Origin of the sequence: Ereboglobus luteus (assembly GCF_003096195.1) — a bacterium.
Taxonomy (GTDB): domain Bacteria; phylum Verrucomicrobiota; class Verrucomicrobiia; order Opitutales; family Opitutaceae; genus Ereboglobus; species Ereboglobus luteus.
The window spans coordinates 1,088,072-1,101,251 of record NZ_CP023004.1 but is presented as its reverse complement, the minus strand read 5'-3'; the positions used below and the strand labels follow the sequence as shown (position 1 = coordinate 1,101,251).

Below are 13,180 nucleotides of genomic sequence, written 5' to 3'. Positions count from 1 at the left end.
CGTAACTTCTGGTTAATTTACTCGGAGCAGCGGCAATCTTGGTCGCCGCGATGGGCGGATCGTCTGGCTTGGCGGTTCGCCCCTCCACCCAATCCCCTTTGCCGCATATAACTGAACACTATCAACCCTGTTTCTGCGCGTCGGGCACGTGCTGTCCGCGTGTTTTTTGATGCGCAGGTCCCAAGCAACCCAACGATGAAAACGAACACCTGCACAGGCAGCCACTTCATGTGTTTTGCCAAATTATTGACCGCCGGAAGCGCCTTGCTTATGGCTTTGACACAGGCGCCGGCGCAGACCGCGACAATCGGCTCCGCCGTTCCCGAAGGGGATATCATCATGATGGACAGATATGTCGTCGGATCCCACATTCCTTGGGCTGCGGATGCGCCCGCTGTGCCGGTGCGCATCATAAGCCGTGTGGATATCGAAAACACCGGTGTCTCCGGAGACATGCTGGATTTGTTGCGCAAACAGGCACCGCAGTTTGTCGGTAGCGCCAACATCGGTTCGAACAACTCAAACATAGCCAGTAACTGGACCAACGGCGGCTCCATGCTGAGCCTGCGCAGCGAGCCTACCCTTGTGCTTATCAACGGTCGCCGGGCGGCCCATTCGCCCGTTGCGGCGCTGACCGGTTTCACATTTGTGGATGTGAACTCCATTCCCCTCTCGGCGGTGGAGCGCATCGAAATGCTCAGCGACGGCGCGTCCGCGATCTACGGCGCGGATGCGGTGTCGGGTGTGGTAAATGTCATACTCAAGACAAACTACACCGGCCTCGAAGTCGGCGGGAACTATAAGTTCGCGACGCGCTCCGGTCACTGGGAGGAACGCTCCGTGCGCGCGGTCGCCGGCGCGCAGTTGAGCAAGACGAGCCTTACGGTTTCCTTTGAATGGCTGAAGAGCGATCCGCTGTATCAGAATGAAAGGCCGTTTTCCTCCGACATGTCGAACATGACTTACAGTCTGCCTGGCGCGGTGTATATCGCGACATCAGCCACCACCGGAAATTGGTATAAGGCTGTTGCGGAAAATACTCCGCCAACCGGTAGCAACATGACGGCGGATCAGCTTATCGCCGCCGGATACTATACTCTCGAGTCGCATGGAGATGACGTGACTGTGGGAGAGAACTTCAACCTGTCGCCGTATGTTACCCTGATCAACGGAAGTGAAAGGGCCGCAGGCACGGTTTCACTGGAGCACAAGTATAACGCCAATCTCACTTATTTCGGCGACGTTCTGTTTTCAAACGTCAAGACCTACTCGCAACTCGCCGGTCAGCCGATCACTTCAATGCCCTACGGCGCGACCAATACCGATGGCTACGGTGTTGCCAATGCGAATCATCCCCAAAACCCGTTCGACACCGAGGCGGCGCCGAGAAACCGTTTTGTGGATTACTCGCGAGGCTACAAAACAACAACCAACTCGCTACGTCTGCTGGGCGGCGCGCGCGGACGCATCAACGCCGACTGGCACTGGGAAGGCGCCGCCAACTATAACAAGGCTTCGCAGAAACAAAAACAGACGGGCGTCATTGATCGTGACGCGCTTACGGCGGCCGTTGACTCCGGAATTATAAATCTGTTTGCGGTCGAGCAAGCTCACGGTGGCTTCGAGGAGGCAGGTATTTTTGGCACCGCCTGGCAAAGAGCCCACAGCTCGCTGTTCACAATGGATTTCCGTGTGAACGGCACCTTCCATAATATACTGCCAGCGGGTCCGATACAAATCGCCGTTGGCGTTGAGATGCGTCACGAAACACTCGACGGCAATTACGATGAGGGTAGCTATACAATAAGCGACACAAGCGATATTCTCTACGGTAATCCGGTCAAATGGGACGGAGCCACGGGCGGGAATCCGTTCAGGGACTCCCGTGATATTTATTCCAGCTTCCTGCAACTGCGCGTGCCGATAACCAGTCCGGCGCAAAAAATTCCCGGCTTGCACACGCTCGAAATGGACTTCGCCCTGCGCTATGAAAAATACAACGACACCGATGATCCCGTTGTTCCGAAAATATTGCTGCGTTACCTTCCGATTAACAACGAACTGGCTTTCCGTGCCACCTATTCGCAATCGTTTAACGCGCCGGCGCTTTACAACTTGTCCGCGCCCGATTCTGTCGGCTTCACCAGTGTTATTCGCAACGTGGCGCAGCATGGCGGCGGCTCAATTGGCAATGACAGGTGTCAGGCGTTTCAGTTGGATCGCAGCAATCCGAATTTGGAACCGGAAAAGAGCAAAAGTTTCAACATCGGCGTTGTTTATTCACCCAAGGCGGTGAAAGGCCTCGAGTTGGAGGCGACTTATTTTCATATCAAACGCACCAACTTGATAGGCAGTGCGATGCCCCTAGAAAAAATTCTTGAGGATGTTGAGCTAAACGGCACCGCTTCACGCTATGCCCAATTTGTGCATTTTGGCGGTTTTAGCGGAACCCCCGTTACCGATCCGGGCCAGATATCGGGATCATACCATTCCAACGGTCAGTCATTATACGATTTATATTACATTAATGTGAATGAAAACACCAATTATGCGATGCAGGACGGCGTCGATTTCTCCGTTCGTTACGACCTGAACACGCAAGCCGCAGGCAAATTTGGGTTCCAGGTCGTCGGCACATGGTATAACCGTTATTATAATGGAGTTATGAAATATGATTATGCCGGCACCACATCGGACGGCTTTGAGGAAGCCGGCTCCATCCCGCGCTGGCGTGCCAACTTTGGAGTAACATGGAACTATGGAGATTGGAATGCCTCTCTGTTCGGAACCTACATCCCCAAAATGCACGAGGTTTATAGTGCCGAAAAATACGGAAAAGTTGATGACTACACGAGCATCGACCTGGCTGTCGGCTATACATTCCGCAAAGGCGTTATGAAAGGACTGACTGCTCGTCTTGGTTGTAATAATGCATTCAATAAAATGCCCCCGACGACATGGACATGGTTTGACAGCTACGCGGACATTGGAACCTATGGCGCCTACGGACGTGTCATTTACGCCGACGTAAGCTATAAATTCTAATATACAAAACACCGCATAAAGTTACCGGTCTGTTTACAAAAATATGCCGACAGACCGTCTTTGTCGTGTTGCCGAGGCGTGCGAAGACTGCTCGTATTTGCGGAAACTGATTCGCAAAAATGTCCACCCAACCGCCATCCGCTGCCTCCTGCAAACTCGCGATCAAGGCCATTCCGAACGCGCCTCGCAACGAGGTGGCGGGGTGGCTCGGCGACGCGCTCAAGGTCAAGGTGCGCGCGCCCGCGCTTGAGGGGCGCGCCAACGAGGAGCTGTGCGAATTTTTGGCGGAGACGCTGGACCTGCCAAAGCGCGCGGTTTCGGTCGCGCATGGCGGGAAGTCCCGCCAGAAGGTCGTCCAAATTGACGGGCTTTCGCTGGACGAGGCGCGCGCGCGGCTAAAGGTGTGAGCGGTCGCGTTCCTTGGTTGCCAAAACACGGTGAAGCGCAACGCTGGGCTGATCGTGATCGCATACCTTATCCTCGCAGCAATCTTGGGCGTCATCGCGGGCGCGCTTTTGGCCTGGCTTCATGCGCGCGGACAGCGTGCCGCGCTTGTCGAGCGGTTGCGCGCGCGCGATGCCGAGCTTGCGCGGCTTGCGGAGGTTGAGGCGCAGCGCATCGCGCTTGAAAAAACGCTCGCGGGCGAGCGCGCCGCCGCCGCGGAAAAAATCGCCGCGTTCAACGACGCGCACGCGCGCCTGACCGCGGAGTTCAAGGCGCTTTCCTCCGACGCGCTGAAGAGCAACAGCGACGCGTTTGTGCAATTCGCCCAGCAAGCGCTCAAGCAATACCAGCAAAAGGCCGAGGGCGACCTCGCCGCGCGCCAGCAGGCGATCGACTCGCTCGTCAAGCCGCTCAAGGAATCGCTCGAAAAAGTGGACACCAAGATCGGCGAGCTTGAGCAAAAGCGCGCAAACGCCTACGGGCAGCTCGGCCAGCAGCTCGAATCGCTCAACACCGCGCAAACCCGCCTGCAGGCGGAAACGCTCAAGTTGTCGAATGCGTTTCGCTCCACTTCCTACGCCGGAAGCTGGGGCGAGCTCCAACTGCGCCGCGTGGTTGAGCTTGCCGACATGCTTTCGTATTGTGATTTCACCGAGCAGGAAACCGCCACCGGGGGCGACGGCGAGAAACTGCGCGCCGACCTTGTGGTGCGCTTGCCGGGCGGGCAGCGCATCGTGGTCGATGCGAAGACGCCGGTGCAGGCCTATCGCGACGCGCTTGATGCGGCGGACGAAAACGCGCGCGCGTCGAAACTCGCCGAGCATGCGCAAAAAATGCGCACACACATCGACCAGCTTGGCGCGAAAAATTACTGGCAACAGTTCCAGCCCGCGCCCGAGTTTGTCGTTTTGTTTGTGCCGGGGGATCACTTTTTGACGGCCGCGCTGCAGACGGACAACACGCTGCTGGATCGCGCGATTTCAAAAAAAGTGCTGCTCGCCACGCCCACGACTTTGATCGCGCTTCTCAAGGCCGCCGCGTATGGATGGCGTCAGGAGGCAGTGTCGAAAAACGCCGAGGAAGTCAGCCGGCTCGGTCGCGAGTTGTATGACCGCATTGCGACGTTTGCCGACCATTTGGGCAAAGTGGGCCGCGGGCTTGATGCCGCGACCAAAAGCTACAACGCCGCCGTCGGTTCGCTCGAGGGCAGCGTGCTGCCCGGCGCGCGAAAGTTCGAGGAGCTTGGCGCGAAGGGGCAGAAGAAACTGGCCGATCCCTCGCAGGTGGAAACCGCCCCGCGAGAAATCAGCAAGCGCGAGTGAGGTTTCGGAAAATCGGTTTCGCGCGCGAAACCGGGTTATTCCAGCGTGCGCACGAATGCCGGGAAGTCGTCGAACACGGGCACGTCGCGATAGGCGGGAATCGCAGCCCAGTCGGCGCGGGTGAGTTTGCCGGTGCAGAGCGCGGCGGGGTGGATTTTTGCGTTGAGACCGGCGTCGATGTCGGCGTCGCGGTCGCCGACCATCCAGCATTGCGCGGGGTCGAGGTTGTCGCGCGCGATCATCTCGAGGATGAAACGCGGCGAGGGTTTGCGATAGCGCTGGGGCTGCTCGGGTGTTTCGGGCGCGATGCAGATTTCGGCGAAGAGCGGCCGGGAGCCGAGCCCGATGAGCTGCTCCATGCGTTCGTTGCAACGAACGGCGTCCGCCTCGGTGTAATAACCGCGCCCGATGCCGGACTGGTTTGTAATAAGGTAAAGCCGGTAGCCGAGTTTGCGCGCGTGCGCGATGCTTTCGGCCACGCCGGGAAAAAGCTCCACGCCTTCCGGATCGTGGAGGTAGTGCTTGTCGATGATAAGCGTGCCGTCGCGGTCGAGAAACAGGGCCTTCATTAAAATTAAGAATTAAGAATTATGAATTAAGAAGTCGGAGGGGCGCAGCCGCGCCGTTGGTTTTTCGGAGGGGGCGCTGTCTCTTTCTATATTCTTAAATCACACTATTTAATTTCCATTGAAGCGCACGGCCACGATGCGCTCCTCGGCGGGCTTATACATGACGGTGAAGTAGCGCGGGCCGCCTTTTTCGGGCATCACATAGCGGTTGTCGGTGAGAAGCGTGGCTGCCTCCGGGAGGCTTTTGTGAACCGCCTCGCCGAGAATGTAGCGGCTTTCGACGGGGCCGGTGCCGGTGTAGCGAATGTTGTATTCGGAAAGTGAATACGGGGGCAGGCCCTCGGCGATTCCGGAGATGACCATTTTGTCGGGCATGCTGAACTGGCGCGTGAGTTTTTTCTCCAGGGTGGCGATGTCGCCCTCGGTGGGGGTCCATGAGGTTTCGCGTCCGTGGGCCCCGGCGGGGATGATGTTGTAGGCGGCGCTTTTGGACGTGCCGGAGGCGCAGCCGGACGCGAGGGCAATGGCCAGCGCGGAAAGGAGGAAAAGGAGTGCGGTTCTCATTCGGTGTGTTGGTAGTGAGGGGCGCGCGGCAAAAAAGAGCCAGCGAATTATGGCGGGGCTATTTCCCGGCGCGCGCGAGGATTTCGGCGGGGCTGGCGACGGCGGTGCCGACCTTGCCGACGACGACGCCCGCGGCGATGTTGGCAAATTGCGCGGCGGTTTCGAGCGAGCTGCCGGCGGCGAGGGCGAGCGTGAGCGCGGCGAGCGAGGTGTCGCCCGCGCCGGACACGTCGAACACTTCGCGCGCGGCGGTGGGGATTGTTTTGCCGATCTTGCCCTTGCTCGAAAGGAGCATGCCGTCCTCGCTCATGGTGATGACGAGGTTGCGGGTGCGGTAGAGTTTGTAGAGGCGGGCGCAGACTTCGGCCGCGGGGAAGGGCGTGCCCGCCTCGGGTTCGACGCCGGCGAGCTGGAGCGCCTCCTTGCGGTTGGGCGTGATGAGGTCGAGGTCGCGGAAGGCGAGCGCGCGCTTGGGTTTCGGGTCGAGTGCGATGATCTTGCCCTCGCGGCGCGCAATCTTGGTGACGGTGGCGACGAGTTTGTCCGACAGTATGCCCTTGGCGTAATCGGAAAGGACAACGGCGTCGTGGGCGCGGACCGCGTCGCGAAAGAGCGCGGTGATTTTTCCGGTTGGAATTGCGTAGGCCGAGGGCGGGTTTTCGCGGTCGAGGCGGCAGAGTTGCTGGTGCTGCACGAGCACGCGCGTCTTGAGGATTGTGGCGCCGGCGCCGGGTGTGCGGATGGTGGCGATGTCGTGACCGGCGAGGATTTCGGTGAGTTTTTTGCCCGCCTCGTCGTCCGCAAAAAATCCGGCCACGGTGCAGCGCGCGCCGAGCGAGGCGATGTTGAGTGCGACGTTGGCCGCGCCGCCGGCGGTGTGCGTGTCGCGCGCGATGTCCACGACGGGCACGGGAGCCTCGGGGGAGATGCGCGTGGCGTCGCCCCAAATATAGTGGTCGAGCATCACGTCGCCGATGACGAGGATTCGCAGGCCGGCGATTTTTTTAAGGAGCGCGGTGGCGGTGGCAGTGGTGATCATACGAATGCGGAATGCGGATTTCGGAATGCGGAATTGCCGGACGCAAGCGTTATATGCGCGCGGATTTCCAGATTTCAGTTTTCATTCCGCATTTCGAAATCCGCATTCCGCATTTATTTAATTTCCCAGTTGTAGTGGAAGCTGGAGAGCATCTTGGGTTTGGCGTCGGTGACTTGCACGACGTCCTCGATGCGGCAGCCGCCGTGGCCGGGATAATAGAGACCCGGCTCGATGGTGACAACCGAGCCCGCCTTCAAAACGTAATCGACGGTGCTCACGCGCGGGGCCTCGTGCACGGCGAGGCCGAGTCCGTGGCCGGTGCCGTGGAAAAAGCCGGTGGCGCCCTTCTCGGTGCGCTCGGTTTTGTAGCCGTGTTTGGAGAAAGTGTCGTTGACGGCCTGGTGCACGACTTGTCCGTTGACGCCCGCCTTGACGAGCTTGAGCGCAGCGAGCTGGGCTTCGCGCACGGTGGCGACGAGTTTTTTCTGGAAGTCGTTGGCGCGGCCCTTGAGGAACGTGCGCGTCATGTCGCCATGGTAGCCGGTCGCCTGCACGCGCGGGAACACGTCCACGACGATAAGCTGGTTGGCGCGGAGCACGCCGCTGCCGCCGTGGTGCGGATCGCAGGCCTGGTTGCCGCCCGCGGCGATGGTGTCGATTGAAAGCGAGCCGGCCTCGAGGCAGGCGATTTCGATGGCGGTCCTGAGGCGCTCGGAGGTGAGCGGCTTGCGTTGCCACGTGAGTTTTCCGTTGGAGATTTTACTTTCCTTGAGCACTTTTTCGGCGGCGGCGATGCCTGCCGCGGCGCAACGGTTGCCTTCCTTGATTTTCGCGGCCTCGGCGGGCGTCTTGATTTCGCGCTCGGGGAAAATGGGGCCGTTGACGGGCTCGAGTTTGATACCGTGCAGAATCGAGAGGCGCGCGTAGAGGCTGGCGGGAAAATCCTCGGGCACGAGAAAGGATTTTTGCCCGAACTCGGCGGCGATCACGGCAATGGTTTCGGCGGGCGAGAGGCGTCCGAACTTGCCGAAGCGCTCCATCGCCTTCTCGGCGTAGGTTTCGAGGGGCAGCACGACGTCAAAGGCGGAGTCGCGCTTGACGCGGGCGTATTCGAGCGCGTTGACGATGGCGTATTTTTTGCCCGCGATCGAAAACGCGATAAACGGATCGGGCACGCTGACGCGTCCGAAATAAAGCTGGTCTGGATTGTTGGCGGAAGCCGCGTAGAGGAGTTTTGAGGTGGGAGTAGCCATGTGGATTTTGTGATTGGGAATTGAATTTAAAAGGGACACCGATTACCCACAAATATCGTGAAAAACGCAAATATGCTTTCTGTTATTGTGAGGATCGTTGTGACAGCAGCGACCCTTTTTCTGGCAACAAGCTGCAAGGATGGCAAGACGGCAGCTGCTCCAAAGGCGATAAAATCGGCCTCGGAATATTTCACCATAAGCGTGGGCGATCAGCCCGTGCGTATGCAACTCGCTGTGGAGCAACCGAATAACATGCGCGAACTCAGTCGCGGCCTAATGGGGCGTCGCGATCTCGCGGAGGACCAGGGGATGATTTTTGTCTATCAATACCCCCAGCGCATGGGCTTCTACATGCGCAACACCCCGCTCCCGTTGGACATAGGATTTTTCACAAAAGACGGCGTGCTGCGCGAAGTGCGCCAGATGTTTCCATTCGACGAAACCTCGGTGACCTCGGCGCGCACGGATATCCACTACGCGCTCGAAATGAACCAAGGCTGGTTCGAGCGCCACGGCGTGAAACCGGCCCCGTCGATGACATCGGACGCCGGCGCAAAACTCGACTTGAAGGCGCTCGGGGAGGCGCTGGAAGCGCGCGGTTTTAAGCCTGAAAACTACGGCTTGCGAGACGAGGCGGCGCGGTGAGAGCGGGCTTTTGGCTAGGGCGAACCGTCCCCGGTAAACCAAAATTGCGCGGCTTACCGGGGACGGTTCGCCCTACCTGCTTGAAAGCGCAACGCGCTCAGTTCTGACAGGTTTCACGTTGCGGGATCTCGTCTCGCGCACCTTTGGTGCCTTGGAAAAATTACTTTTCCTGCTTGAGCGTGATCGGACCGCTCATGGTGGTGAGCTGGATGTCGATGCCGCCGCCGTTGAGCGCGCCGGTGATCGTCTTGCCGCCGACCGAGGGCATGCCGGTTACGCGAACCGTGCGCGGCATGGCGTTTCCACCGGCTTGGATCTTGCGCTTGATGAGTTCTTTTTCCTCGTCGCTGAGGCCCTTGATTCCATCGATCGCCTGAATTGCGGCGGCGATGCCTTTTTGGGCGGCGGCGAGCCCTTTGTCGGCGTAATCAAATGCCTGCGCCTTGCGCGTTTCGATAATGGTTTCGACGAGCTCGCCATCACTCGGCGCGGCGGGCGGGGCCGGGGGCGGGGGATTTGCACCTCGCCGGTTGTCGTCGAGAAAGCGTAACTGTCACCGGAATTGCTCGTGACAACCGTCACGCCGCTGTCGCCGTCGTGCGTGACTTGCATGCTGACCTTCCTTGCCTTGGCGTCGGCGCGCGTTTCGGTGGTCGTCTTGAGCGCGCTTTCTGGAAAGTTGGTTCGGATGGCGCCGCTCAAGGTGCGCATGCGGAGGTTGGCCGCGCTTTTTGGCGGCAGGGAAAGCTCGATGGCGCCGCTCATGGAAGTGAGCGAAACGGGTTTTTGCGGGGCGCGCTTGAACTCGGCGTCGATTTTTCCGCTCATCGTGTTGGCGACAACGGAGCCGCTGACGTTTTCAAGGCTGATTTCGCCGTTGGTGCTGTTCACCTCGATATCGCCGTCGATGTCGTCGATTTCAACACCCTCGACGGATTGCGTTCTGATGGAAAGGTTGGTGTTGCGCGGAACCTTGATTTTGAACTCCGCCCCGGCCGCAGACCGCGGGCTGCCTCCCGCGATGCGAAGCGTGGCGACATTGTCCTTTTCGACGAGCTCGAAAGCCTGCTCCTGGTCGAGGCGGCGGAAACCATCGTCGTCGGTCTTGGGCGCGCCTTTCTGGTCGAGCGAGGAGGTGACGATGATTTCGTTTCCGCTCGTGCCCTCGATGCCGATTTCGGCGACGGTCATGTTGATCTTTAACGTGCCAGGCTTGCTCCGGTCGGAGAAGGAAATGCGCGCGGTGGTGGTGTTTTTTCCGGGCTGGCTGCTGTAGCTGGCTTTTTTCGCGGGGCTGGCTTCAGCGGCGAGCGGCGGCGTGGCGCCGAGCTCGCGGTAGGCGTCCTGCGCGGGAAGCAAGGCTGCGGAACAGGCGATGGCGGCGGCGAGAAGCGGCGCGCGGAGGAATGCGGTTTTTGTTTTCATGGCAAATTGCAGCGGGGCTGCGGTTTTCAAGTGGTTGTTTTTGTGTCGGTGGATGTGTGCGAAAGATTGTGGTCGTGCGCCGGTTCAAGGGCCGGTGCGTGCGGCGAGTCGAGCACGGCGAGGGCGCGGCGCGCGGTTTCGCGGACGGAGGGGTCGGCGCGGTCGTCCAGCATGAGCCTGGCAAAAACGGGCGCGGCCTCGGTGTCGCGGGCGGAGGCGAGGAGTTCGATCATGGCGACTTGCACGAGCGGCGCGGTTTCGCGCGGGAGCGCGGCGATGAGGCCGGCGCGCACGAGGTCCTCGCCGGTGTGCGGCGCGAGCGCCTCGACCGCGGAAAGCCGGACATTGACGGACGGATCGAACGCAAGCGTGCCGACAAGGTCGGTGAGAAGCTGGCGGTCGGGCGATTTGAGCTGGAGCGTGGCAAGCACGGATTGCAGGCGTTCGCTCGTGGATTTCTGCTGGAGCAACGAATAGGTGACGAGGCGGCCCATGTTGTTCACTTGCTCGCGAAGCTCGGCCAGCTCCATGGCGGTGGAGTTGGGCGCGGGCGTTTCCGGGCCGGCGCCCGGCGTTGAAGCCGGTGTGAGGAAACGCGCGCCGACGAAAAGACCGAGCGCAAGAAGCGCGAGCGACGCGCCGAATTGATACACGGGGCGGCGCGGAAAAAGGCGCGCGAAAAAGGTGTCGAGGCGCGAAACGCGGCGCGGATTGTTAAGACGGTTGTTTTTCTGGAGCGCTTTTTCGGCGGCGAGCATGGCGTCGAAACTGGCGCGCATGCGCTGCGAGGGCGCGGCGGGAGCCGGAAGGCGGTCGAGTTGCGCGGTGATGGTTTCGAGCTCCGCGAGTTGAGCGCGGCAGGCCGGGCAGGCGGCGAGGTGGGCGCGCACGGCATCGGCTGTCGCGGACGGGAGCGAGCCGTCGTGCAGGGCCTCGATGAGGCATTCGTCCTGGATGCGTTGGCAATTCATGGCGGTGTGTTGTTAAAGTGGTTGCGGGTTTTGGCGGAGCGCGAGGTAGGTTTCGCGCAGGGCTTTTAATGCGCGGTGCGCGCGGACCTTGGCGGCGCCGACGGAGCAGTCGAGGATGCGCGCGGCTTCGCGATGTCCGAGGTTTTGGAGGCGGGAAAGGACGATGATTTCACGGTGCTCGACGGGGAGCCGGTCGAGCGCGGCGCGCAGGAGCGCGAGATCGTCGGTTTGAGCGGCGCGCGCGTCGGGCGGCGACTCGGACGAGGCGTGCGCGTGCAGATCGCCGGGATCGACGGGCACGGGAGCGGTGGATTGTTTCTGGAAAAAGTCGGCGGCGCAGTTGCGCGCGAGGTGATACATCCACGCGGTGAAGTTGCCGTTGTCGCGATAGGTGTGGCGGTATTTGAGGATGCGGTGGAAGACGTTTTGCACAATGTCCTCCGCGGCGGCGGGCTGGCGCGTGAGTTGCGCGCAAAACGCGTAGAGGCGGCGATGATGGCGCTCAAAGAGCTCGCCGAGCCGGTCGATGTCGCCGTCGCGCACGGCGAGCATGAGCGCATGGTCCCCGGGCGCGGTGTTTGCGGCGGCGTTGTCGGAGCCGGCGCGGGCTGGTGCTGGAATTTCTGTGTTCAGAGGCGTCGGAAAAAAATGTTTGTGGAAACAGTGACAGTCATTTCGCGCAAAGGGAAACCGAACTCGCAAAAAAAGGTTACAGAAAATCTTTTTTACAGGGGTGGTTGCGTCTGGCGCGCGCGCAAAATAATGTTTTTATCGGAACACACAAAGTTGATGAAACTGCTCGTCTTCGCACAAACCCCGCCGCCCGTGCACGGGCAAAGTGTCATGGTGCGGACGCTTGTCGATGGATTGGGCGGCGCGGCGCGCGGGACGGAGATCGAGGTTGTTCACGTCAATCCGGCATTGTCGCGCGACGCCGCGGATGTCGGGCGCGTGCGCATCGGAAAGATTTTCGCACTGTGGGCCGCCTGCTGGCGGGCGTTGCGCGCGCGCTGGCGCGGGCGCGGCGCGGGCGGCATGACGTTTTATTATGTGCCCGCGCCGGGCAAGCGCCCCGCCGTCTGGCGCGACTCGATGGTGATGTTTGCGCTAAGGCCGTTTTTCACGAGGCTGGTGCTGCACTGGCATGCGGTCGGACTGGGCGCGTGGCTGGAAAAAAAAGCGCGCGCGCCCGAACGCTGGCTGGCGCGACTCGCGCTTGGGCGCGCGGATATCGCGATTGTGCTCGCGCCGGAACTGGCGGACGACGCGATGGAGTTTGCGCCGCGGAAAGTGTGCGTGGTGCCGAACGGAATTGATGTTTCCGCTTCCCAAAAACAGAACGTCGAACGTGGGCGGGCGGTTTGCCGCCTGTTGTTTCTCGGGCTGTGCAGCCGCGAAAAGGGCGTGTTTGCCGCGCTCGACGCAATGGCGGTTTTGGAGCGCGAAACACCGGGTGCGTTCGAGCTCGTCGTCGCGGGCGCGTTTGCGAGCGAGGAGGAGGAGCGCGAGTTCAATGCGAGCCTTCGCAAATGCGTGCGTTACACCGGGCCGGCGGATGATGCGAAAAAGCACGCGCTTTACGACGGGGCCGATGTGTTTGTTTTCCCGACGCACTACGCGCACGAGGCGCAGCCGCTGGTGTTAATCGAGGCGATGGCGCACGACCTGCCTGTCGTTACAACGCACTGGCGCGCGATCCCCGGAATGCTGCCGGAGTGTCCGCACGCGCAAATCGTCGGCGTGCATGCGTCGGCCGAAAAACTCGCGTCGGCAATTCGCGCCGTGCGCGGCGCGGGTCCGGTGAATGGAACCATGCGCGCGCATTACGAAAAACATTTCACGCGCTCAAAGCATCTCGCGACGCTGGTGTCCGCGCTGCGCAAAACAGAGGAATAGAAGCCGG

General features: G+C 60.6%; 13 protein-coding genes. 5 read left to right on the top strand and 8 right to left on the bottom strand.

The window, feature by feature from the left end; translation table 11 throughout:
* Nucleotides 1-270 precede the first annotated feature (270 nt).
* From CKA38_RS04030 to CKA38_RS04020, 3 genes are all read left to right on the top strand, one after another.
* Nucleotides 271-3,045: a TonB-dependent receptor domain-containing protein gene (locus CKA38_RS04030; protein ID WP_161554715.1), complete on the top strand. Its 2,775-nt coding sequence runs from the start codon at nucleotides 271-273 to the stop codon at nucleotides 3,043-3,045.
* A gap of 119 nt (nucleotides 3,046-3,164) precedes the next feature.
* On the top strand, nucleotides 3,165-3,452 hold the full coding sequence (locus CKA38_RS04025) for a DUF167 domain-containing protein (RefSeq protein ID WP_108824340.1): 288 nt from the start codon (nucleotides 3,165-3,167) through the stop codon (nucleotides 3,450-3,452).
* Nucleotides 3,453-3,482: 30 nt separating this feature from the next.
* Nucleotides 3,483-4,811 (top strand): DNA recombination protein RmuC, encoded by a 1,329-nt coding sequence (locus tag CKA38_RS04020; protein WP_236919147.1) that lies wholly within the window; start codon nucleotides 3,483-3,485, stop codon nucleotides 4,809-4,811.
* A 35-nt stretch (nucleotides 4,812-4,846) separates the two neighbouring features.
* On the opposite strand, the gene CKA38_RS04015 is transcribed toward CKA38_RS04020, so the two are convergent.
* The 4 genes from CKA38_RS04015 to CKA38_RS04000 all read right to left on the bottom strand — a co-directional run bounded on the left by CKA38_RS04015 (nucleotide 4,847) and on the right by CKA38_RS04000 (nucleotide 8,236).
* Complete coding sequence (locus CKA38_RS04015; protein WP_108824339.1) at nucleotides 4,847-5,380, bottom strand: D-glycero-alpha-D-manno-heptose-1,7-bisphosphate 7-phosphatase; 534 nt, start codon at nucleotides 5,378-5,380, stop codon at nucleotides 4,847-4,849.
* 108 nt (nucleotides 5,381-5,488) lie between these two features.
* Nucleotides 5,489-5,944 carry a hypothetical protein gene (locus CKA38_RS04010; RefSeq protein ID WP_108824338.1) on the bottom strand — a complete coding sequence of 152 codons (456 nt, stop codon included), beginning with the start codon at nucleotides 5,942-5,944 and terminating at the stop codon, nucleotides 5,489-5,491.
* 58 nt (nucleotides 5,945-6,002) lie between these two features.
* Entirely contained in the window at nucleotides 6,003-6,983 is a 981-nt protein-coding gene (locus CKA38_RS04005) for a bifunctional heptose 7-phosphate kinase/heptose 1-phosphate adenyltransferase (protein WP_108824337.1), read from the bottom strand.
* 113 nt (nucleotides 6,984-7,096) lie between these two features.
* Entirely contained in the window at nucleotides 7,097-8,236 is a 1,140-nt protein-coding gene (locus CKA38_RS04000) for a M24 family metallopeptidase (protein WP_108826400.1), read from the bottom strand.
* A gap of 57 nt (nucleotides 8,237-8,293) precedes the next feature.
* Between CKA38_RS04000 and CKA38_RS03995 the strand changes: the two genes are divergently transcribed.
* Nucleotides 8,294-8,881, top strand: a complete 588-nt coding sequence (locus CKA38_RS03995) for a DUF192 domain-containing protein (protein WP_236919146.1) — start codon at nucleotides 8,294-8,296, stop codon at nucleotides 8,879-8,881.
* A gap of 160 nt (nucleotides 8,882-9,041) precedes the next feature.
* On the opposite strand, the gene CKA38_RS16710 is transcribed toward CKA38_RS03995, so the two are convergent.
* The 4 genes from CKA38_RS16710 to CKA38_RS15280 are packed head-to-tail and all read right to left on the bottom strand — an operon-like array spanning nucleotide 9,042 to nucleotide 11,829.
* Entirely contained in the window at nucleotides 9,042-9,176 is a 135-nt protein-coding gene (locus tag CKA38_RS16710) for a hypothetical protein (RefSeq protein WP_257791569.1), read from the bottom strand.
* Nucleotides 9,155-10,306: a DUF4097 family beta strand repeat-containing protein gene (locus CKA38_RS03990; protein WP_152032666.1), complete on the bottom strand. Its 1,152-nt coding sequence runs from the start codon at nucleotides 10,304-10,306 to the stop codon at nucleotides 9,155-9,157. The genes CKA38_RS16710 and CKA38_RS03990 overlap by 22 nt, the downstream gene beginning before the upstream one ends.
* Before the next feature lie 26 nt (nucleotides 10,307-10,332).
* Nucleotides 10,333-11,277: a zf-HC2 domain-containing protein gene (locus tag CKA38_RS03985; RefSeq protein ID WP_108824335.1), complete on the bottom strand. Its 945-nt coding sequence runs from the start codon at nucleotides 11,275-11,277 to the stop codon at nucleotides 10,333-10,335.
* A 12-nt stretch (nucleotides 11,278-11,289) separates the two neighbouring features.
* A complete protein-coding gene (locus CKA38_RS15280) occupies nucleotides 11,290-11,829 on the bottom strand; it encodes an RNA polymerase sigma factor (protein WP_152032665.1) in 540 nt (179 codons plus the stop codon).
* Nucleotides 11,830-12,066: 237 nt separating this feature from the next.
* On the opposite strand from CKA38_RS15280, the gene CKA38_RS03980 reads away from it, so the two are divergent.
* Complete coding sequence (locus CKA38_RS03980; protein WP_161554714.1) at nucleotides 12,067-13,173, top strand: glycosyltransferase family 4 protein; 1,107 nt, start codon at nucleotides 12,067-12,069, stop codon at nucleotides 13,171-13,173.
* Nucleotides 13,174-13,180: the final 7 nt, after the last annotated feature.

Coding starts and splice junctions, on each gene's coding strand:
- CKA38_RS04030 (WP_161554715.1), top strand. CDS start 271: ATGGCTTTGACACAGGCGCCGGCGCAGACCGCGACAATCGGCTCCGCC.
- CKA38_RS04025 (WP_108824340.1), top strand. CDS start 3,165: ATGTCCACCCAACCGCCATCCGCTGCCTCCTGCAAACTCGCGATCAAG.
- CKA38_RS04015 (WP_108824339.1), bottom strand. CDS start 5,380: ATGAAGGCCCTGTTTCTCGACCGCGACGGCACGCTTATCATCGACAAG.
- CKA38_RS04010 (WP_108824338.1), bottom strand. CDS start 5,944: ATGAGAACCGCACTCCTTTTCCTCCTTTCCGCGCTGGCCATTGCCCTC.
- CKA38_RS04005 (WP_108824337.1), bottom strand. CDS start 6,983: ATGATCACCACTGCCACCGCCACCGCGCTCCTTAAAAAAATCGCCGGC.
- CKA38_RS04000 (WP_108826400.1), bottom strand. CDS start 8,236: ATGGCTACTCCCACCTCAAAACTCCTCTACGCGGCTTCCGCCAACAAT.
- CKA38_RS16710 (WP_257791569.1), bottom strand. CDS start 9,176: ATGCCGCGCACGGTTCGCGTAACCGGCATGCCCTCGGTCGGCGGCAAG.
- CKA38_RS03990 (WP_152032666.1), bottom strand. CDS start 10,306: ATGAAAACAAAAACCGCATTCCTCCGCGCGCCGCTTCTCGCCGCCGCC.
- CKA38_RS03985 (WP_108824335.1), bottom strand. CDS start 11,277: ATGAATTGCCAACGCATCCAGGACGAATGCCTCATCGAGGCCCTGCAC.
- CKA38_RS15280 (WP_152032665.1), bottom strand. CDS start 11,829: ATGCTCGCCGTGCGCGACGGCGACATCGACCGGCTCGGCGAGCTCTTT.
- CKA38_RS03980 (WP_161554714.1), top strand. CDS start 12,067: ATGAAACTGCTCGTCTTCGCACAAACCCCGCCGCCCGTGCACGGGCAA.